This is a genomic window from Pseudomonas sp. GD04158, assembly GCF_029834875.1.
GTDB classification, from domain to species: domain Bacteria; phylum Pseudomonadota; class Gammaproteobacteria; order Pseudomonadales; family Pseudomonadaceae; genus Aquipseudomonas; species Aquipseudomonas hydrolytica.
The window spans coordinates 22,280-42,148 of sequence record NZ_JAODYT010000027.1 but is presented as its reverse complement, the minus strand read 5'-3'; the positions used below and the strand labels follow the sequence as shown (position 1 = coordinate 42,148).

General features: G+C 59.7%; 19 protein-coding genes and 3 tRNA genes. 15 read left to right on the top strand and 7 right to left on the bottom strand.

Annotated elements, in window-relative coordinates; all coding sequences use genetic code 11:
* The first annotated feature begins 2 nt into the window (after positions 1 to 2).
* The 4 genes from N7333_RS12525 to yacG all read left to right on the top strand — a co-directional run bounded on the left by N7333_RS12525 (position 3) and on the right by yacG (position 3,072).
* Positions 3 to 1,229 (top strand): type II secretion system F family protein, encoded by a 1,227-nt coding sequence (locus N7333_RS12525; protein ID WP_279858900.1) that lies wholly within the window; start codon positions 3 to 5, stop codon positions 1,227 to 1,229.
* Between the two features lie 6 nt (positions 1,230 to 1,235).
* Positions 1,236 to 2,105: an A24 family peptidase gene (locus N7333_RS12520; protein ID WP_129482850.1), complete on the top strand. Its 870-nt coding sequence runs from the start codon at positions 1,236 to 1,238 to the stop codon at positions 2,103 to 2,105.
* A 167-nt stretch (positions 2,106 to 2,272) separates the two neighbouring features.
* Complete coding sequence (gene coaE, locus N7333_RS12515; RefSeq protein WP_129482849.1) at positions 2,273 to 2,881, top strand: dephospho-CoA kinase; 609 nt, start codon at positions 2,273 to 2,275, stop codon at positions 2,879 to 2,881.
* Positions 2,878 to 3,072: a DNA gyrase inhibitor YacG gene (gene yacG / locus N7333_RS12510; RefSeq protein WP_003242724.1), complete on the top strand. Its 195-nt coding sequence runs from the start codon at positions 2,878 to 2,880 to the stop codon at positions 3,070 to 3,072. Before coaE ends, yacG begins: the two co-directional genes overlap by 4 nt.
* Positions 3,073 to 3,124: 52 nt before the next feature.
* Here yacG and N7333_RS12505 read toward each other — a convergent pair whose 3' ends face one another.
* Together N7333_RS12505 and N7333_RS12500 are read right to left on the bottom strand one after the other, a co-directional pair.
* Positions 3,125 to 3,340: a hypothetical protein gene (locus tag N7333_RS12505; protein WP_003242722.1), complete on the bottom strand. Its 216-nt coding sequence runs from the start codon at positions 3,338 to 3,340 to the stop codon at positions 3,125 to 3,127.
* A 106-nt stretch (positions 3,341 to 3,446) separates the two neighbouring features.
* On the bottom strand, positions 3,447 to 4,136 hold the full coding sequence (locus N7333_RS12500) for an energy-coupling factor ABC transporter permease (protein WP_011920933.1): 690 nt from the start codon (positions 4,134 to 4,136) through the stop codon (positions 3,447 to 3,449).
* Between the two features lie 126 nt (positions 4,137 to 4,262).
* On the opposite strand from N7333_RS12500, the gene N7333_RS12495 reads away from it, so the two are divergent.
* From N7333_RS12495 to N7333_RS12480, 4 genes are all read left to right on the top strand, one after another.
* Positions 4,263 to 4,892, top strand: coding sequence for a DUF1780 domain-containing protein (locus N7333_RS12495; RefSeq protein WP_003242718.1), 630 nt, complete (start codon positions 4,263 to 4,265; stop codon positions 4,890 to 4,892).
* Positions 4,889 to 5,437 (top strand): MOSC domain-containing protein, encoded by a 549-nt coding sequence (locus N7333_RS12490; RefSeq protein ID WP_011920932.1) that lies wholly within the window; start codon positions 4,889 to 4,891, stop codon positions 5,435 to 5,437. Before N7333_RS12495 ends, N7333_RS12490 begins: the two co-directional genes overlap by 4 nt.
* A 24-nt stretch (positions 5,438 to 5,461) precedes the next feature.
* The gene (locus tag N7333_RS12485; protein ID WP_003242714.1) at positions 5,462 to 5,635 is read left to right on the top strand and encodes a DUF3094 domain-containing protein; all 174 of its coding nucleotides are present in this window, start codon (positions 5,462 to 5,464) and stop codon (positions 5,633 to 5,635) included.
* 63 nt (positions 5,636 to 5,698) lie between these two features.
* Positions 5,699 to 7,000 carry an NAD(P)/FAD-dependent oxidoreductase gene (locus N7333_RS12480; RefSeq protein WP_129482848.1) on the top strand — a complete coding sequence of 434 codons (1,302 nt, stop codon included), beginning with the start codon at positions 5,699 to 5,701 and terminating at the stop codon, positions 6,998 to 7,000.
* A gap of 413 nt (positions 7,001 to 7,413) precedes the next feature.
* Here N7333_RS12480 and N7333_RS12475 read toward each other — a convergent pair.
* From N7333_RS12475 to N7333_RS12465, 3 genes are all read right to left on the bottom strand, one after another.
* Positions 7,414 to 7,489: transfer RNA gene (locus N7333_RS12475), tRNA-Lys, on the bottom strand.
* A gap of 6 nt (positions 7,490 to 7,495) precedes the next feature.
* Positions 7,496 to 7,572 (bottom strand) — tRNA-Pro (locus N7333_RS12470).
* A 9-nt stretch (positions 7,573 to 7,581) separates the two neighbouring features.
* Positions 7,582 to 7,657, bottom strand: a tRNA-Asn gene (locus tag N7333_RS12465).
* A gap of 206 nt (positions 7,658 to 7,863) precedes the next feature.
* On the opposite strand from N7333_RS12465, the gene N7333_RS12460 reads away from it, so the two are divergent.
* Positions 7,864 to 10,209: a DUF1631 domain-containing protein gene (locus N7333_RS12460; protein WP_129482847.1), complete on the top strand. Its 2,346-nt coding sequence runs from the start codon at positions 7,864 to 7,866 to the stop codon at positions 10,207 to 10,209.
* 9 nt (positions 10,210 to 10,218) lie between these two features.
* A complete protein-coding gene (locus N7333_RS12455) occupies positions 10,219 to 10,551 on the top strand; it encodes a PilZ domain-containing protein (RefSeq protein ID WP_003242710.1) in 333 nt (110 codons plus the stop codon).
* A gap of 96 nt (positions 10,552 to 10,647) precedes the next feature.
* Here the strand turns inward: N7333_RS12455 and ettA are convergent, their stop codons facing one another.
* Positions 10,648 to 12,342, bottom strand: a complete 1,695-nt coding sequence (gene ettA / locus N7333_RS12450; protein ID WP_279858897.1) for an energy-dependent translational throttle protein EttA — start codon at positions 12,340 to 12,342, stop codon at positions 10,648 to 10,650.
* A gap of 147 nt (positions 12,343 to 12,489) precedes the next feature.
* Between ettA and N7333_RS12445 the strand changes: the two genes are divergently transcribed.
* From N7333_RS12445 to N7333_RS12425, 5 genes are all read left to right on the top strand, one after another.
* Positions 12,490 to 13,752 carry a site-specific integrase gene (locus N7333_RS12445; protein WP_125880118.1) on the top strand — a complete coding sequence of 421 codons (1,263 nt, stop codon included), beginning with the start codon at positions 12,490 to 12,492 and terminating at the stop codon, positions 13,750 to 13,752.
* A complete protein-coding gene (locus N7333_RS12440; protein ID WP_279858896.1) occupies positions 13,749 to 15,344 on the top strand; it encodes a site-specific integrase in 1,596 nt (531 codons plus the stop codon). The genes N7333_RS12445 and N7333_RS12440 overlap by 4 nt, the downstream gene beginning before the upstream one ends.
* Positions 15,341 to 17,572: a hypothetical protein gene (locus N7333_RS12435; RefSeq protein ID WP_279858895.1), complete on the top strand. Its 2,232-nt coding sequence runs from the start codon at positions 15,341 to 15,343 to the stop codon at positions 17,570 to 17,572. The genes N7333_RS12440 and N7333_RS12435 overlap by 4 nt, the downstream gene beginning before the upstream one ends.
* A gap of 2 nt (positions 17,573 to 17,574) precedes the next feature.
* On the top strand, positions 17,575 to 17,973 hold the full coding sequence (locus N7333_RS12430) for a hypothetical protein (RefSeq protein WP_279858894.1): 399 nt from the start codon (positions 17,575 to 17,577) through the stop codon (positions 17,971 to 17,973).
* A gap of 470 nt (positions 17,974 to 18,443) precedes the next feature.
* Positions 18,444 to 18,947 (top strand): hypothetical protein, encoded by a 504-nt coding sequence (locus N7333_RS12425; RefSeq protein ID WP_003118387.1) that lies wholly within the window; start codon positions 18,444 to 18,446, stop codon positions 18,945 to 18,947.
* 460 nt (positions 18,948 to 19,407) lie between these two features.
* On the opposite strand, the gene N7333_RS12420 is transcribed toward N7333_RS12425, so the two are convergent.
* Positions 19,408 to 19,869: an isoprenylcysteine carboxylmethyltransferase family protein gene (locus N7333_RS12420; protein WP_003118386.1), complete on the bottom strand. Its 462-nt coding sequence runs from the start codon at positions 19,867 to 19,869 to the stop codon at positions 19,408 to 19,410.

Below are 19,869 nucleotides of genomic sequence, written 5' to 3'. Positions count from 1 at the left end.
CCATGGCGACGACAAAAGCTTTAAAAACCAGCACCTTCGTCTGGGAAGGCACCGACAAGCGCGGCGGCAAGGTGAAGGGAACGCTTAGTGGACAGAACATTGCATTGATCAAGGCTCAGCTGCGCAAGCAAGGCATCAATCCGACGAAAGTCCGCCCCGAATCCAGCTTCTCACTGGGCAAAGGTAAGAAGATCAAACCACTTGATATCGCCCTTTTTACCAGACAGATGGCGACGATGATGAAAGCTGGCGTTCCACTGCTGCAAAGCTTTGATATCATCGCCGAGGGCTTTGAAAATCCCAATATGCGCAAGCTGGTAGACGATCTTAAGCAGGAAGTCTCTGCAGGCAATAGCTTTGCGTCAGCACTACGCAAGCAGCCACAATACTTTGACGATCTGTATTGTAATTTGGTCGAATCAGGAGAACAGTCCGGCGCATTGGAAAACTTACTAGATCGAGTTGCGACTTATAAAGAAAAAACTGAAGCTCTCAAGGCAAAAATCAAGAAAGCAATGACCTATCCGATAGCGGTAATTGTAGTAGCCATCGTGGTCAGTGTAATTTTGCTCGTAAAGGTAGTCCCCGCCTTTGAATCCGTCTTTCAAGGGTTCGGCGCTGAACTACCAGCCTTCACCCTGATGGTACTAGGTCTATCAGAAGCCCTCCAAAACTGGTGGCTTCTAATGGTCTTCATTGTTTTTTCCTTTTCCTTTTTAATCAAAGAGCTAAACCAGCGCTCAGAGAGATTTCGCGACACAAAAGACAGAGCCCTACTAAAACTTCCTATAATTGGAGATATTCTTTACAAGTCCGCAGTAGCCCGCTACGCACGAACCCTATCCACGACTTTCGCAGCAGGTGTTCCCTTAGTGGATGCGCTAGACTCTGTTTCCGGAGCCACCGGAAATGTAGTTTTTCGAAACGCCGTACACAAAATAAAAACCGATGTCTCTAGCGGCACTCAACTAAATTTTTCAATGAGAACCACAAATGTATTCCCCTCAATGGCAGTACAAATGACGGCCATTGGAGAAGAGTCTGGCGCACTGGATGACATGCTCGACAAAGTTGCAAGTTTCTACGAAGCAGAAGTTGATAACATGGTAGACAATCTAACAGCTTTAATGGAACCGATGATCATGGCGGTGTTGGGCGTATTAGTTGGCGGCCTCATCATTGCCATGTATCTACCGATCTTCCAGCTTGGCAATGTGGTCGGCGGCTAAATACGTATGTCCGTTTTTAATGTCATGGCCAGCAACCCGCTGGCCTTTGTTTTATGCGCCCTGCTGCTGGGCCTGCTGGTCGGCAGCTTCCTTAATGTTGTGATCTATCGATTGCCCCTGATGTTGCAACGTGACTGGCAGAGCCAGGCGCGAGAGGTACTGGAGTTACCGGCGGCGCCCCCTGCACAGACTTTCAATCTGATCCTCCCCAACTCATCCTGCCCACAATGCGGTCATGAGATTCGCCCTTGGGAGAACATCCCGGTCATCAGCTACCTCTTCCTGCGCGGTAAGTGCTCGAACTGCAAGACCCCGATCAGCAAGCGTTACCCCATCGTCGAGCTGGTCTGCGGACTGCTTTCCGGCTACATCGCCTGGCATTTCGGTTTTACCTGGCAGGCCGGGGCCATGCTGGTGCTGGCCTGGGGGCTGCTGGCGATGAGTCTGATAGATGCCGATCATCAGATTCTGCCGGACGTACTGGTGCTGCCGCTGTTATGGCTGGGCTTGATCGTCAATTACTTCGGACTGTTCACCAGCCTGGAGGACGCGCTGTGGGGGGCGATTGCGGGCTATCTGAGCCTATGGTCGGTGTATTGGCTGTTCAAGCTGATCACCGGCAAGGAAGGCATGGGTTACGGTGATTTCAAGCTGCTGGCCATGCTCGGCGCCTGGGGCGGCTGGCAGATCCTGCCTTTGACCATCCTGCTGTCCTCGCTGGTCGGGGCGGTGCTTGGGGTGATTCTGCTGCGCCTGCGTGGTAGCGACTCCAGTACGCCGATCCCCTTCGGACCTTATCTGGCCATTGCCGGCTGGATCGCCCTGCTCTGGGGTGACGTGATTACCGGTAGCTATCTGAAGTTTGCCGGGTTCTGAAATACCGGTCCCGGATTGCACCGGGGCCGGCCGCAGGCAGTACGCCTGCGCAGAAACTGCAACTCCCCCACCGAGGCGGTACGCATGGCGCAGCCTACGGCCTCGCATCACTGGCGAATCCCCCCTACAATCGCGGCCTTGAGCAGCAACGAGACCGCAACGGCGTGATGAAACCCTGGATACTCGGCCTGACCGGCGGCATCGGCAGCGGCAAGAGCGCGGTGGCGCAAGGCTTTATCGATCGTGGTGTACACGTGGTGGACGCCGATCACGCTGCCCGTTGGGTGGTGGAACCGGGCCGGCCGGCGCTGGCGAAGATCGTCGAACACTTCGGCACCGGCGTCCTGCAGACGGACGGCCAGCTCGACCGCGGCGCCCTGCGCAAGCTGGTGTTTGCCGACGCCGAACAGCGCCGCTGGCTGGAGAGCCTGCTGCATCCGCTGATCGGGCAGGAGATCGCCCAGGTGCTGGCACGCGCAGAATCGCCTTATGCGATCCTGGTGTCGCCCTTGCTGATCGAGTCCGGTCAGCGCCATCTGACCCAGCGCGTACTGGTAGTGGATACGCCTGTAGAGCTGCAGGTGCAGCGCACCGTTGCCCGCGACCAGAGCACTGAAGAGCAGGTTCGCGCCATTCTCCAGGCCCAGGCCAGCCGCGAAGAGCGGCTGCGCCATGCCCATGACGTGCTGGTCAATGATCGCGATATGGCCTGGCTGGATGCCGAGGTCGGTCGCCTGCACTCCTTCTATCTCACTCTACGCGGAGGCCAGCCATGACCACCACCGTTCAATGCCCCACCTGTGGCGCGCCAGTGGAGTGGAAAGTCGAAAACACCTACCGTCCCTTCTGCTGCGAGCGCTGCAAACTGATCGACCTGGGTGCCTGGGCCGCCGAGGAGCATGCGATTCCCGGCAATGATCTGGAAGACGACCTGTTTAGCGGCGATCTGCCAACGCGGCCGCATTGACTACCAATCGGAGCCGATACGGAAGCGGTGCGCACAGCGCACCCGACGGTTCTCAGGGGCGCATAAAGGCGTAGTCGCGCTCGTCATCGAGGTTGTCGGCGAGAAACTGCAGCTCGTGGGCCAGTTCCTCGGGATCGCGCAGCGCCTTGTTCATCTGCACGACTTCGGCCAGCAACGCGCGCAACGCCGGCACCGGATCGAAACCCTGGTCTTCGGCATCCTGCAAATCGACTTTCAGAACCGCTCTGGCCCAGCTGTGAATGCTCATGTTCGCGTCCTCGGAGGCGTTTTGCACAGCATGGCGGAGGACTCGCTCCAGGCATTGACCAGGATCAAGCTGCCTGCGCCCATTCAAAAGGCCGATAGCGCGCCATTCACTCGCCGCGATCCTCTTCCTTCCAGGGGGCCTGCAGGTAGCGGGTGCGGTTGAAGGTTTCCAGCCAGTCCGGATAGAACACCACCAAGGCGGTGACCACGGTGCCGTTGATAAAGGCCTCGGGGAACGCTACCAGCCACAGGTAGCCGGCAAAGTCGTCGAGCCAGGGTGGCATGGGAAACAAGCCATCCATCCATAGCAGCCCAAGGCCGCCAAGCAGGGTCAGGAGCGTGGCCAGCGCCGCCGGGAAGAAGCCGCAGAAAAAGATGTAGACGAACAGGTTGCGCGGCTGCGCACGCTCGACCCGCAGTGCACAGAGTTCGGTGACCAGCACCGGGATCAATACCAGCAGCACGCCGTTGACGCCGAGCGCGGCCAGATCCAGACGCCCGATGGCCAGCAGCCCCACCTGAGCCGCCAGCCCCGCCAGCACGGCCAAAGGCCAATCCAGCAGCAGCGTCACCGCGGTCATGCCGATGAAGTGATAGGACAGGCCCGAATCGAAGTCGCGGCGCACCAGCCACAACAGGAACAGGGCGAGCATGGTGCCGAACAGTAGGTGCTGACGCCGCAGATCGCTGAACAGCTCCAGCCAGGGCGCGCGCGTTACCGCCCAGAGCAGCGCCATCCCATAGATCAGCCAGCCAGCCAGCAGAGTGCTGAACGCCAGCAGCTCAGACGCGATCATGCCTATCCACCTTGTCGTTGCTCCGTCATCTGCGCAGTCACGCCAGGCAGTCTACACCGGCCCTCGGCACCGGATCAGCAGCACGATGTCTGGCATCCCGGGCCGCGCTGCGGCTAAGCTTTCGGCATGGACGATTCCGACTACCTGCGCCTGCTCACGCACCAGGCTGAACAAGCCAACGCCTTTCTCTCCAACGCCAAGAAGTGGGAGCGTGAGCGCTGGGTCTGTCAGCGTCTGCTGCAGGCGCTGAACGTGCGTCATCAGACCGAGGACTTCACGCCCGGCGCCCAGGAGCCACCGGACGTGCTCTTTCGCGACGCCAACTTCGAGGTGTTCTTCGTGCTGGACGAAGGCCGCAGGCTCAACGACGAGTGGCGCGCCGAACTCGAGCGTCGGCGCAGCGCCTTTTCGCTCAGCCAGCTGGTGCGGCGCGAGGCGCGCCCCAAACGCATTCCCGCCAGCGAGCTGCAGGCCCGCCTGGCCCCTACCCTGCGCAAGAAGGCGCATAACTACCGCGAGCGCGGTCTGGACTTGAGCGAGCTGGACCTGATCGCCTTCGTCAGCCTCAAGCGTGCAGTGCTGGACTGCAACAGCCACTTTCCGCCGCCCACTGAATACCTGCGCCAGGGCTGGCGTTCGCTGTCGCTGGTCGGCCCACGCTTCGCCCGCGTGCTGTTCGCCCATCCGGATGCTCCGGACTTCCTGCGCCAGAATCTGGGCCGCAGCCTGCTGTTCGATATAGGGATCGGCCTGTGAGCCCGCTGCAGCAGTTACTGGCCGAGGTGCCGCAGATCGGCCAGGTGCGCTGGATAGGAGTAAGGCCCAGGGCGCGCGAAGCGATGCTCGAGGTGGAGGCGGTAGAGGCGCGGCGCGAGGCCGGCCTGACCGGCGATCACAGCCGTCCCGGCCCGCGCAATGCGCGGCAGGTGACGCTGATTCAGTGGGAGCACCTGGCGGTTGTCGCCGCCCTGCTCGGCCGCGATGCGCCTCTGCACCCCGACGAGCTGCGCCGCAACATCGCGGTTGCCGGCATCAACCTGTTCAGCCTCAAGGGTCGGCGCTTTCGCATCGGCCAGGCGCTACTGGAAACCACCGGCTGGTGCCAGCCCTGCGCGCGCCTGGAGGAACGCCTCGGCCCCGGCACCTTCCAGGCCATGCGCGGCCACGGCGGCATCACCGCACGGGTGATCGAGGGCGGCATCATCCGCCTGCACGACGCCGTCCAGGTCAGCCCCCTCGCCCTGCCATCTGACCCGCAGGACAACGAAGCTCGCCAAGGCTGGCGGGCAAGCCTAGAATAGCCGCATTCAAGCAGAGGCCTACCGATGACCAGCCGCCTGAGCCCCGATGACCAGCAGAAAGTCGACCAGTACCTGAGCGCGCCGCAGCATCAGGTGGAGCGCCAGCCCTTTCACGTCTGGCGCCTGCTGGTGGTGGTCGTGGCCGTGACCATTGGCCTGGGCCTGCTGAGCCGCTTTCTGAGTCGACTGGTGCTATGAGCTGCCTCGCGCTCGCCCTCTCGCACTCACACCGACTTTTTCAAAGCCTTGTGAGCGTTATCCATGTCCCATCGCATCGTGATTGTCGGCGGCGGCGCCGGCGGTTTGGAGCTGGCCACCCGTCTGGGTAGAAAACTAGGCAAGAGCGGCGCAGCCCGGATCATCCTGGTCGACGCCAATCTCACCCACATTTGGAAGCCCCTGCTGCACGAAGTGGCCGCCGGCTCGCTGAACTCCTCCGAAGACGAACTCAACTACGTGGCCCAGGCCAAGTGGAACCATTTCGAGTTTCAGCTCGGGCGCATGTCCGGCCTCGACCGCGCAGGCAAGAGCATCACGCTGGCAGCGACGCTGGACGACGACGGCCAGGTACTGATGCCCGAGCGCCGCATCGCCTATGACAGCCTGGTGATCGCAGTAGGCAGCACCACCAATGACTTCGGCACGCCGGGCGCGGCCGAGCACTGCATCTTCCTCGATACCCGGGCACAGGCTGAGCGCTTTCACCGACGCATGCTCAGCCACTATCTGCGCGCCCATGCCAACGAAAGCGAAGCCGGCGGCCAGATCGATATCGCCATCGTCGGCGCGGGCGCCACGGGCGTGGAACTGGCGGCGGAACTGCATCACGCAGCCAAGCAACTGGCCGCATACGGCCTCAATCGCATTCGCCCCGAAGACATGCGCATCACCCTGATCGAGGCGGGCCCCCGCGTATTGCCGGCCCTGCCCGAGCGCATCGCCCGCCCGGTGCACAAGACCTTGGAAAAGCTCGGCGTCACCGTGCTGACCGGCGCCGCCGTCAGCGAAGTGACCGCCGACGGCCTGAAGACCGCCGACGGCAATTTCATCCCGGCCAGCCTCAAGGTCTGGGCTGCCGGCATCCGCGCGCCGGGCTTTCTCAAGGATCTGGATGGCCTGGAAAGCAACCGCATCAACCAGCTACAGGTGCGCCCCACACTGCAAACCACGCTGGACGATGACGTGTTCGCCTTCGGCGATTGCGCTGCCTGCCCGCAACCGGACAGCGACGGCCGCAACGTGCCGCCACGGGCTCAGGCTGCGCACCAGCAGGCTTCGCTGCTGGCCAAGTCGCTGCGGCTGAAGATCAGCGGTCAGGCGCTGCCGGAGTACCGCTACCGCGACTATGGTTCGCTGATCTCGCTGTCGAGCTTCTCCGCGGTGGGCAACCTGATGGGCAACCTCACCGGCAGTGTGATGCTCGAGGGCTGGCTGGCGCGGGTGTTCTACGTCTCGCTCTACCGCATGCACCAGATGGCGCTGTACGGCACCCTGCGCACGCTGTTGCTGATGCTCAGCGACCGCATCGGCCGCAGCACCGAGCCGCGCCTGAAGCTGCATTGATAGCGACCGCCGTGCGGCCTGCTGGTGACCCTCTTCCATTCATGGAATAGGGAGCCGCAGGTGAATCTGCAAATTGCCCCTCTCCCCCAGCCCCTCTCCCGCAAGCGGGAGAGGGGAGACAAGCAGCAAGCACGTAGCCCGGATGAGATCCGCAACGACCATTCAACTTTGAGAATTTCCCCGGATTGCATCCGGGCTACAAAACGCCGACCACCGTTGGTGGACTAAAGCCCACCCTACGAGCTGAAGCGCCCGCACGGAGAATGTTGGAATTACCCTTGTAGACAGCCGACCGCCCGTGATGCGCATGGCGCACCTGCGCGAACCGGCCAGCGCGGCCGCGGCAACGCGAGACGGTCGTATGAGGCGCAAAAACGACAAAGCCCGCACAAGGCGGGCTTTGTCGTTCTATATGGTGGGTCGTGTAGGATTCGAACCTACGACCAATTGGTTAAAAGCCAACTGCTCTACCAACTGAGCTAACGACCCGAAAAATGGTCGGGGTAGGGGGATTCGAACTCCCGACATCTTGCTCCCAAAGCAAGCGCGCTACCGGACTGCGCTATACCCCGTCTGGAAGTTGGCTCCGCGACCTGGACTCGAACCAGGGACCCAATGATTAACAGTCATTTGCTCTACCGACTGAGCTATCGCGGAACTTCGGTCTTCCATCTCTGCCGCGTTTCGGCTTTCGCTTTCCCGCTTCAGAGGCGCGCCATTTTACGTAGCAAAACGCCCCTGTCAACCCCTACAAACTGCTTTTACGACAATGCTTTGCAGGCAGAGCATGGACTACTATATGTTTCATCGAACTGCGGCCCGACGCAGGACGCGCCAGCCGACGCCCCCAGCCAGGATAGTCCATGAGCAACCAGGACAAGCCCCCCGTTCATCCCAAGGTGGTCAGCCTCGCCAGCCGCGGCATCCAGCCGCGCTTCAGTGATCTGGTGCAGAGCTGTCGCAAACTGGTGATGAACCGTCTGGCGGAACACCTGAGCGGCGTGTTCGGTCAGGTCGACGACACCCTGTTCGAATGCGCCGAGAAGGCCGAGAACAACAAGGTGCAGACGCTGTTCTTCGACAGCATGCGCGAGATTCGCCGGCAGCGCCCACAGATCGAACGCAGCTACCACCAGACCATCGCCAACAACTTCTCCGACTTCCTCGAAGGCAAGCTGCAGAATCAGACGCAGGCCGAACTGGACCCGGAGCAGCTGGCTCTGGTGCAGAACGAGGATTACGAGGAGACCCTGCAAGTCACCAACATGGTCAGTCGGGTCAAGGCGCGCTGCACCCAGCCGCTGTTCGCCCTGGAGCAGCGCCTGGCGCTGCTCAACAATGGCCAGAAGCTCGGTGAGGACAGCAATCCCTTCGGCCCGCAGGCCATCGCCCAGGCCTTCCGCGATGCACTGGCGCCCTGCCCTTTCCCGCTGCAGATCAAGACCATTCTCTACATGCTCTTCGATCGCCACGTGATGCAGAGCCTCGACTCGCTGTACGGCGCGCTGAACCAGCGTCTGATCGATGCCGGCGTGCTGCCCAATCTCAAGTACAGCGCACAGGTCAATCCGAGCGTCAGTCGCCCGGAAACGCCGAAGACCGAACCGGCGCCGGCAAGAACGGCGCCTCCCGGCAATACCGGACCCCCCGGCAACCCTGGCAGCCCCGGTATCGAGCCAGCCGAGCCGGCACTGCTCGACCTGGACCTCAGCGCACCACCACCCAGCGACCCGGCGGCCCTGTTCAGCGGCCTGTCCAGCCTGCTTGGCGAACATCGCCAGAGCTCGCCGGATGCCCCCTTGCTGGGCGGCACGCGCAGCATCGTCAGCTTTTCGCCGCGCGGAGCCAGCCGCACCTACAGCGCCAGCGAACTGCTCGCCGCGCTCAACCGCATGCAGCAGCAATCCGCCCATGAGCTGGCCCAGCGCCTGCACAAGCCGCAGGCGGTCGAAGGGCTGAAGGCCGATCTGCAGCAGCAGCTGGAATCCCACAGCAGCCTGCCCGGCGACAGCAAGGTGTCCGATCAGGAAGCCGACGTGATCGACCTGGTGGGCATGCTGTTCGACTTCATCCTCGACGACGAGAACCTGCCGGACAGCTGCAAGACCGCCCTCTCCCATCTGCACACGCCCTATCTGAAGATCGCCCTGCAGGACAAGGCGCTGTTCACCCAGCATCACCATCCGGCTCGCCGGCTGCTCAACACCATGGCCCAGGCCGGCGTGCTCTACGGCAACGAAGGCGACGAACGCGGCCTGCTGGCGAAGATGCAGTGGGTGGTGGAGCGGGTCATCCATGGCTTCGTCGGCGACCTGAACCTCTTCGACAGCCTGATCGAGGAGTTCAACGAATACGTCGCCACCCTGCGCCACAAGGTCGAGCTGCGTGAGCGCCGTGCGGTTGAGGCGGCCAAGGGCCGGGATCGTCTGCTCGGCGCTCGCGAACAGGCGCTGGAGGTGATCCAGCAATGCGTCGGGCAGCGCGACCTGCCGGCCATCATTCGCAACTTCCTGGAGCTGACCTGGGCCGACGTGCTGGTCTTCGTGCTGCTGCGCCACGGCGAGCAGAGCGCCGAATGGCTGCGTGCCTGCGAAGTGGCCGAGCAGCTGGCCCGCAGCGGCACGCCGCTGGGCGAGGCCGAGGTGCTGCAGTTGCAGGAACAGCGCGTGCCCATGCTCGCTGATCTGCGCAAGGGTCTGGAGCTGCTCGGCGGCTACCACGAGGACGGCATCCGCCGCCTGCTGCAGGATCTGGTGGCCTGCCAGCACGCAGTGCAGGCCAAGCAGCCGCAGCTGGCTGCCCAGCTCAAGCCCACCCTGCCGGAAAGCCCTCTGGGCGCCATGCTCGGCGAAGACGCCGACCTGGTGCGCCAGGCGCCGACACGCGCCAAGCTGTCGGCACGCGCCCAGGCATTGGCCAGGGAGCTGGCCGATGTCGAGTTCGGCACCTGGTTCGAGTTCGTCAACGACGGGCAGAGCCGCGTGCTCAAGCTTTCCTGGTTCAGCCCCACCACTCACAACTACATGTTCGTCGACCACAGCGGTCAGCGGGTGGCGATCAAGCCCTTGAACGTGCTGGCCAGCGAGATGGAAAAGGGCCTGGCCCGCATCGTTACACCCGAACGCGCGACACCGCTGATGGATCGCGCGCTGACTGCCATTTACCGCGTGCTGCAGCGTTTCACCGGGCGCGCGGCCGAACCCCGCTGAGGAATTACCATGGAAGAGCGTCGCCAACACAGCCGCCATGGCACCGAAATGCAGCTGGAGGTCTTCGACCTGAACAGCGGACAGCGCCTGGGCCGGATCGTCGATCTGTCCGCCGACGGTTTCATGCTGTTCAGCGACACCCCGCATGCAGCCGATGCCGTGCTGCAGTGCCGCCTGGTCTGTACTGCCGGAAAAGAGGAGATACAGGAGGTTCGCCTGGGCGCCGACTGCCTGTGGAGCCGCCCCGGCGCCGACGGCCAGCACTGCTGGGCGGGCTTTCATATCATCGATCTGGCCGAGGACCAGGCCAAGGCGCTGGAAAGCCTGCTGGCCAAACTCTGATCGCTAACAGGCCGAAGGCATCGGTGCGCAGGGCGCACCCTACGCCGCCAACGAAAAACGGAGCCCGCAGGCTCCGTTTTTTCTTCCACTGAACGCTTACTGCGCCAGCTTCTTGTAACGCACGCGGTGCGGCTGCGCGGCGGCATCGCCCAGGCGCTTCTTGCGATCGGCTTCGAACTCGGTGTAGTTGCCTTCGAAGAAGTTGACCTTGCCGTCGTCCTCGTAGGAGAGGATGTGGGTGGCGATACGGTCGAGGAACCAGCGGTCGTGGGAAATCACGATGGCCGCGCCGGGGAAGTCCAGCAGCGCTTCTTCCAGCGCACGCAGGGTTTCCACGTCGAGGTCGTTGGACGGTTCGTCGAGCAGCAGCACGTTGCCGCCCTGCTTGAGGGTCAGCGCCATGTGCAGACGACCGCGCTCACCGCCGGAGAGATCCTTGACGAACTTCTGCTGGTCGGCGCCCTTGAAGTTGAAGCGCCCGACATAACCGCGCGACGGCACCTCGTAGTTGCCCACCTTGATCATGTCGAAGCCGTCGGAGATCTGCTCCCACACGGTCTTGCTGCCGTCGAGCATGTCGCGGCTCTGGTCGACGCTGGCGATCTGCACGGTTTCGCCGATCTCGATGGTGCCGGAGTCCGGCTGCTCCTTGCCGGTGATCATGCGCAGCAGGGTCGACTTACCCGCGCCGTTGCCGCCGATCACGCCGACGATGGCGCCTTTCGGGATGCTGAAGGACAGATCGTCGATCAGCACGCGGTCGCCGAAGGACTTCGACACGTTGTGGAAGTCGATGACCTTGTCGCCCAGGCGCGGACCGGCCGGGATGTAGATCTCGTTGGTCTCGCTGCGCTTCTGGAATTCCTGCGACTGCATTTCCTCGAAACGCTGCAGACGCGCCTTGGACTTGGCCTGACGCGCCTTGGCGCCCTGGCGTACCCATTCCAGCTCGGCCTTCATGGCCTTGGCGTGCGACGCCTCGGCCTTGGCTTCCTGGGCCAGGCGGTTGGCCTTCGATTCCAGCCAGCCGGAGTAGTTGCCCTCGTAGGGGATGCCGTGGCCACGGTCGAGTTCGAGAATCCAGCCGGCGACGTTGTCGAGGAAGTAACGGTCGTGAGTAATCGCTACCACTGTGCCGGGGAAGTCGTGCAGGAAGCGCTCCAGCCAGGCAACCGAGTCGGCGTCCAGGTGGTTGGTCGGTTCGTCCAGCAGCAGCATGTCGGGTGCCGACAGCAGCAGGCGGCACAGCGCCACGCGGCGCTTCTCGCCACCGGACAGGTGTTCGATCTTGGCGTCCCATGGCGGCAGGCGCAGGGCATCGGCGGCGACCTCCAGCTGACGCTCCAGGTTGTGGCCGTCGGACGCCTGCAGGATGGCTTCCAGCTTGGCCTGCTCGGCGGCCAGCGCGTCGAAATCGGCATCCGGCTCGGCGTAGGCGGCATACACTTCATCGAGGCGGGCCTGAGCCTGCTTGATCTCGCCCACGGCCTCTTCGACGATGTCGCGCACCGTCTTGCTCGGGTCGAGCTGCGGCTCCTGCGGCAGGTAGCCGACCTTGATGCCCGGCATCGGCCGGGCTTCGCCGTCGATCTCGGTGTCGACGCCGGCCATGATGCGCAGCAGGGTCGACTTACCGGCACCGTTGAGGCCGAGCACGCCGATCTTGGCGCCTGGGAAGAACGACAGGGAGATGTCCTTGAGAATTTCACGCTTCGGCGGGACGACCTTGCTGACCCGATGCATGCTGTAGACGTAAGAGCCTGTTTTGCCTGCTTTGTCACTTTTGGACATGGTTTGATTCGCCTTTAATCCTGTTTTTTCAGTGCTTTATGGTAGCGGCAAGCGCTTAAATTCTGGAAAGCAAAACGTTAGGTTTTGCGTTGACCTTATCTTGTTCCTGACTATACTTAAAAAAGTTATTTTTTATGAGGGAGCAATATGGGTTTCCAGGTCATAGAGCAGGTGGTGAATGGTGCTCGTAGAAAGCTGCTGGTGCAAGACTACATCCCGGTTTACTACCCCAACCTCTACATGACCATGGAGCACTCGGGCAGAGCACTGGAAACAACAAAGAAGTACCTTGAGCATCTGGTTGTGCTTGAGCAGTTTCTGGCTTTTTCCTCTATTGATCTGATTTCTCGCATCGAACAGCGCCCTGCCAGCCAATACCTGACAGACAGTGAGCTTTCCAGATTTGTGTCGGACGCAGGGTTTAATAAGGAAACCTTGGCCATGAAGTATGCGGGGATGCGTTTGCATCCGACTGCCTACAAATCAGTTGGCAAAGTCCATGCGCAGCAGCGAATCGAGGCGGTACGCGACTATCTGGCCTTCCTTTATGACAAGTTGGGTGATCACTCAACACGATATGAGGCGATTGACGACCTGAAGGGGCGCATCAAACGCAAGATCAAAGCGGCCCGCCCTTCGTGGAAAGAAACGCGAATCGACGAAATGAAAGGGCTTACCAGCCAGGAGCGAACTCGATTGCTGGAAATCATGCATCCGGATAGCGCCGAGAACCCCTTTTCAGATGAAGCTATCAGGCTACGTAACTACATCATTTTGCTGCTGGGTCTCGACATGGGGCTGCGCCGCTCCGAGATGCTGCTGATCAAGACCAGCGATATTCACTGGCACAGTCGTCAACTAGCGGTGGTCAACCTAGAGGATGAGAGCCTCGACCCAAGAACCATGGCCCCGCAATTCAAAACCAACGAGCGCATGCTGCTCATGACCGATGACCTGTATGACGCAATCACTGAGTACGAATCGAAATATCGCCACAGAAAGCCTCGTAGCGGCACATCGCAAGCGAGAAAGCATCCGTTTTTGCTGGTGGCCCACAAGCGAAATGAGGGCGGACCTCTGACCATCAAGGCAGTTGATGGCGTCCTGTCCAGGGTCCGAGAAATAGCGCCGGAACTGGCTCATGTGCACCCGCATATTCTGAGGCATGACGCGGTCTACACGATGCTGGAAAGCATGCGGGAGGAACTGGCAGCGCTCACGCCGGAGGATCGCACCACGCAGGTTCAAAAAACCCTCACATGGATGTTCGGCTGGAGTCCCGGATCGGACATGCCTGGCCTCTACGGCGAGAAATTCTGGAAAGAAGAGGCGGACAACGCGATACAGAAGCGGGCCGAGAGGTTTAAGGCCATCCGTCAAAAGGCCGAGACACCGGGCGGTTCAAAGTGAAAATCTCCGTCGAAGCACTTCAGGCACCCACGAAGGACAGCCTCGATGCGTGGCTGAACACGCCTCGCCTAGCGAAATGTGGGAAGGTGTTCACACCCGCCGAACCGATGTGGAAACCCGATCAATCAGCTAATCATTCAGTCAACTGGAAAGCGGCTGTTGCCTGCGTCTCGCTAGATTGGCAGCCTTGGTTGCACGCCGCCCTGGCGTACCGAATGGCCGATATGGCAGCGGGCACGGTAGCTAGCGCCGCCAGTGGGTTGTCGCGGGCTGCACAAGCCGGGCTTGACCCGCTCAACGAGGATCACCTGATCGCTCTGCGGGAGCGCTTTAACCATTCTGAGTTTAGTGTCATTGCCTCTTTCATGGCGTTTTGGCACGACTGCGAATCCCTCGAACAGCGCCCGTCGCAACCCCTTATCGATGCCTACCAAGCATTGCCCAGGAAAAAGAGATCCAGCCACGATGTGATCCTCAGCCTGGACCCCGAACAAGGCCCGTTCACGCAGGTGGAGCAGGACGGTCTGTACCAATGGATACATGAGCAGTTTTGTCACGGGCAGTTAGATTGCGAGCAATACCTGTACCTGCGCATATTGATGATTTACGGGTCGCGAGGCACTCAGGTGCGAGCGATGGTTTTTGGTGATTTCACGAAGAGCGATCAGGGCTGCATGATCAGGATACCCTGGGCAAAGCAAAGATGGGACGAGGAAGGCTGGCGAGTAAAGTTCGAAACATTCAGCCTGGATGATGACTTCTACCGCGTGGTGCAGGCCTACAAGGCAATGGTACTGGCGCAACTCTGGCAAACGTATCCAGACGGTACCGATTGGAATGTAGCCATTGAGAATGTGCCCCTCTTTCGTCGGAAGCTGGATGATGAAACAGAACTTAGGGAGCGGATTAATCCCCCTGTTTTGCTCGATAGTCACCTTCAAAAAAGCCTCGAAGACGCGCCGCAGGCGATCTTTCATGCCGGAAAAACAACGATCAGCGCTTGGCTTGAGCGCATCGAGCGGATGGAGGGCTTTCCGATTTCGCCTCGCACCCATCAGTCGCTAAAAGTGACGCGGGGTCACCGGTTCAGGCACACCCTCGGCACGGACCTGTCCAATGCAGGGATGAGTGAGTGGGCGATGGCCCGCGCATTGATGCACAAGGGTACTCAGACAGTGCGAAAGTACCGACAGGTGTCGGCAGAGTTGCTGGCGTTGATCGACGCGAAGATGACCGACCATCTGACCTTGGTTGTGAATGCGTTCACCGGGATCATCGTCACAGATCGTACCTCAGCGAAAAACGGGGAACTAGCGGATCGACTAATCGAGGATCTGGCGGTGTGTGGTGCCGATGCCGCCTGCCATCTCGATGCGCCTTTTACCTGTTACGCCTGCGGAAAGTTTCAGCCACTTCTGGACGCTGACCACAGTTCGGTCCTCGAGCGATTGGAACGTCGTCGGGAGCAAACCATTGCCACGGACAAAACCACCGGCGTCCTCTGGGATCGGGCCATTTTGGCTTGCCGCAAGGTGATTCTGGATTGTGAGGCCATGCGCCAATCATCGAGCTCTGGGAAGACAGAAGAATGACCGAAGTGTTTGATTCTGAACCGTCTGAGCCGACGAACAACATTGTCGATTTTAAGCCCAGAAGCCAGCTGGCTGCGGAGGCTCAGCTCGTGGCGTTTATCGAATGGGCAAAACAGACCCTGCCCAAAGGCATTCCCAATCGAGTGCACGCGAGTATTCGCTGGGAGGACGACAGTTGGCACCCGCATGGCTTCAAAGGCTGTAGCTTCACGGCGCTCGGATCGACCAAAGTTGCCCCAAAGGCGATGCAGGCACCCTTCACGGAGTTTGCCAAAGCACTTGTGGTGTACCGAAGGGTGTATTTGCAGAAAAAGTCGGTGGATGAGTGGCTGTTCGCCCTGAGGGAACTGGAAGCCGTCCTGTTCGAGCTGACCGGCACGCGGGATGTGACACGGGTGTCCGCCGCTGTCTGTAGTACAGCGTGCGAGCATATGAACCGTCACTGGACAAAAGGCAATACCGCATACGGTATCAGTAAGGCACTTGAGGCCATCATCACCCTGATGCGGGACAAAAAATTGCTCAAGTCGGATTTCCGATGGACTTCTCCGCTGAAGCTGAAGCCGACTGGCACGCTCAAGCAGCAAAGAGCCGATCGGGAACAGAAGCTGCCCAACCCTGAAGCAATCAAAGCCCTCGGGGAGGTGTTCAATAACGAATTGACCCGCCCCCTCGATATCGTTGTGACATCCGCCTGTGCGCTGTTGCTGAGTGCACCTAGTCGCGTTGGTGAATTGGCTGATGTCGAATTGGATTGCCTAGTATTTAAAGAGGATACCCAAGGCAACCCGCGCATGTTCTTGCGCTGGTACGCGGAAAAGAAGAACCAGGTAATGCTGAAGCCCGTCATTACGCCTGAGATGGAGCCGGTAGTCGAGCGGGCCATCACGTTACTGAAACCGATCACCGATGAGGCGCGGGCTTACGCCGCCTGGCTGGAGGATCATCCTGATGAGTTTCCGCCCCATGAAGGACTGCCATCCAAGGGGCCTGATGAACCGCTCACTTACACCGAAGTCTGTGCCGCGCTGAAACTCAGCGCTGGTAACGGCCCGCGAAGGAGATTCAATGCCAAGTTCTTGAAAGGCATGGAGAAGCAAAAGGCACTCAGCCCCGTCGCCCGAGCCCTATTGGCCGAGATCCGAGACGGGTGGGATTCCAGCGCGGGGAGGCGCATATTTGTTAAGGGCAGGATAGAGAGCTATGAATTTGACGACCGGTGTGTCATCACGCTGCGCAAGCTCAATGTACTGCTGCGGGAGAAGTATCTTCCAAAGGATTTTCCATACACCACGCCGTACACTGAGGGCAAAGCTCGGGTGAAGTACCGTGATGCGTTGTTTACCGTGCGCACGGGAGCAATGGCTGAAGACTCAGCTTTCGTTGTGACACACGGGTTTGGCGTGGAGATCGCGGCGAACACTAAACGAATGAATACGCAATTAGGTGGCACGAACGACCCGACAAAGAAAAGCCTGTTCGAGCGCTATGGCTACCCTGGAGTCAAGGTCAACACGCATGCGTTTCGGCACGAACTGAACACGCAGATGCACCGGGCGGGCCTGTCGCAGCTACTGATTGACGCCTTCTCCGGGCGCACGACGTTGGGGTCGGTCTACAACCATGAAACCGTCGAGGAACGCACCCAAAGGGTTGCGGATTACCACCCACAAACGAAGCACAGCACCGCTGCTCAGCGCCTGGAAAAGGTCAAAACCAATCAGCCGCTGAACCTGATTGAGGTGAGGGAACTGCGCGAGGGTGAGCAGGACCGCATTATCCATCTAACCCCTTACGGCGTTTGTGTGCACAACTTTGCTTCCGAGCCCTGCCCGAAAATGGGTGCCTGTTTGGACTGCGGGCGGCTCGGTTGCGTCAAAGGGGATGACGTAAAGCTGAGCAATCTTAAGGAAGAACGCGACGACCTTAAACGTCGTCTCGATAAAGCCCTGGATGCGCAGTCTCGGGGCTTGTTTGGGGCATCGGAGTCGGCCAAAAAACTGGGTGAGAAACTCTTTAAGTGCGAGGCGCTCATCCATACGCTGGAAAACCCCGAACTCGAAAACGGTGCCATCGTGTGGAACGCCGATAACGGTTGGACGCTGACCAAGAACGCCGCTGCAATGTCGGGGCTGATCGAAGTCAAAGTCATTGAAGAGAACCAGGCGCAAGAGGCGTTGCCATCGTTGGATGACGTCTTGGCCTTGCTGGATGAGATCGAGGGTTAACGATGGGGCATTTAACGCCAAAGGATGAGAAACGCATCATTAAGCTAATTGAGGAATGGTCAGAGCCGAAGCTGACCTGGCCTTTGCTTGTTGATGCCTGCAAAGAAAAACTGGGTATCAGTCGTGCTCGCCAGTCCCTGATGAATCTACCTGCCGTGGATTTAGCAATGAAGAATGCCAAGGCGGGATTGAAGGCTCAGAAGCTGAAGCCGGGCTGGATTAGCGATATTCAGGCAGCCAACGAGCGCATTGAGGAACTGACAGAGAACAATCAGAAGCTGTCAGCTGCTGTTCGAGATATGTATCGCCGGTTTTTGATCTGGCAAGCCAATGCGGATATGCACGGGCTAACGCAATCGATGTTGGAGCAGCCGGTTTCACAGCTTCAAAAGAAGATCTGATCCGGTGTTCGGAAACTTATACCTGGAAAAGACTCATGGCTGCTACGTCCTGAAATTCGAGCACTTGGACCATGCTCCGCGCTCAGTTCTGGAGGGGTGCGAGTTGATGACCCGGCCATATTGCAAGCCATAGCCGGGGATGAGGGTACCAGAGGAGCAACAGTAGCAAATCACATACTCAATCATGGCTACCGTCGCCAGCGATTTGATTTCCATGCTCACACCTGAATATTTTTCTTGTGAATGAAGCGGTCTGTTGCCGCTGGCCAACAATGACCGCTTTTGACCGCTTTGAGCCTGTCGGATTAGGCAGGAACCGGCCAAAAGCGGCCATGCACGCCCCTCATCATTGCGTGTGTTGAGGCGTCAGGTCACCCTTTGACTTACATCAGTTTGCGCCCTGAATCGAGGCCTATATTGATTAGTGGCAATCCACTCCCTGCCCACTATCCCGTACAAGGATCTGAATTATGAAAGCATCCAAACTCGCCGCCCTCGCTTTGGCGGCTGTACTTTTCCCAGCCTTAGCTTTTGCGCAGCAGGACGCTAACGCCGCCAAGCCGACTCAGCAGTCTATGAGCATCGAGCAATTTGACCAGGAGATGGCGAAGGCGCAGGAAAACCTGAAGAACATGCAGGAGCAGATGAGCCTAATCCAGAAGGCGGCCGATCCTGCGCAGCGCCAGAAATTGATGCAACAGCACCAAGTCATGATGCAGCATGGAATGCAAATGATGAACGGGATGTGGGGCGACGGAATGATGGATTGCTGCGGAGGCGGCAAGATGGGTGGGCAAATGATGGGGGGCGGCCACATGATGGGCTGGGGCCAAATGGGCAGCCACTACTCCCAGATGTCGCCTGAACAGATGAGGCAACATCAATACATGATGGACAGATACATGGGTATGCAACAGATGATGATGGATCAGATGATGCAGCATCAGCAGCACATGGGCACTCCGCCTCGCTAAGCCCTAACGCTTGTTCCACGGGAACCGCCCGACTCCCATCACTAAGCGTCTGCCCACCTCACCTTGCGTGAGGTGGGCAGGACCTCATGCGGTAGCAACTGCTCGGTCTCACTCGCCCGCTGCGTCGGCTGCCGCGTTAGCACATCTTTCAATTACCCAGTAAGTGCCCTCGCTCCAGATGCTAGGAAGCTCTGCGGGAGCCAGCGGGCTGAAACTCGGTAATGGTGATGCAGTCTGACGCCGAAGACGTGGCGTGCGTGAGTATTCGCATTGGTTCTGGGGTTAGTCGGGAGGTCTTGGAGTCAGTCGAGCGTGATGTACTAGATAGTGGAGGCTCTGCATCGCTCTTGCCGATCAATGATCCTAAGGGCGAGCGCTTTACCTCTCGTCGATCGAGGCGACGATTACTCCAAGTTGCGCTCGGAGGTTGAGCCACAGCCAGAAGCAGACATTCGATGATTTAGAGCCAGCGCCTCACCTGCGAGCAGTAACGGGCGAAATCCACACCGAACAGCATCGTTAGTGCCCGTTCCTCGGGAACAATCTGGAAGCGGTTCATGTACAGCACGAAGACGACCACACCGAGCAGTGTGAGTGGCGAGGCCAGCAGCAGCGACCAAGCCACCAGGGCGGTGGCAAAGCCCAGATACATTGGGTTGCGGGTGTACTGGTAGATGCCACCATCGACCAGAGCGGAGGCGCTCTCCGGACGTAGCGGGTTGACCGTGGTGCGAGCACGATGAAATGACAATACACCAGCAAGACATACGCCGAGCCCGAGTAACAGCACCGGCAGAGCGGCGGCTAGGCGCCAGCCAAGCGTCAGCTCAAAGCCTGGCAGGTAGCGATAGGAAGCCCCCATCAGCACTCCAATGATGGTTGCAACCAAGGGCGGCGGAATTCGGTTTTCTAACACGCCCAT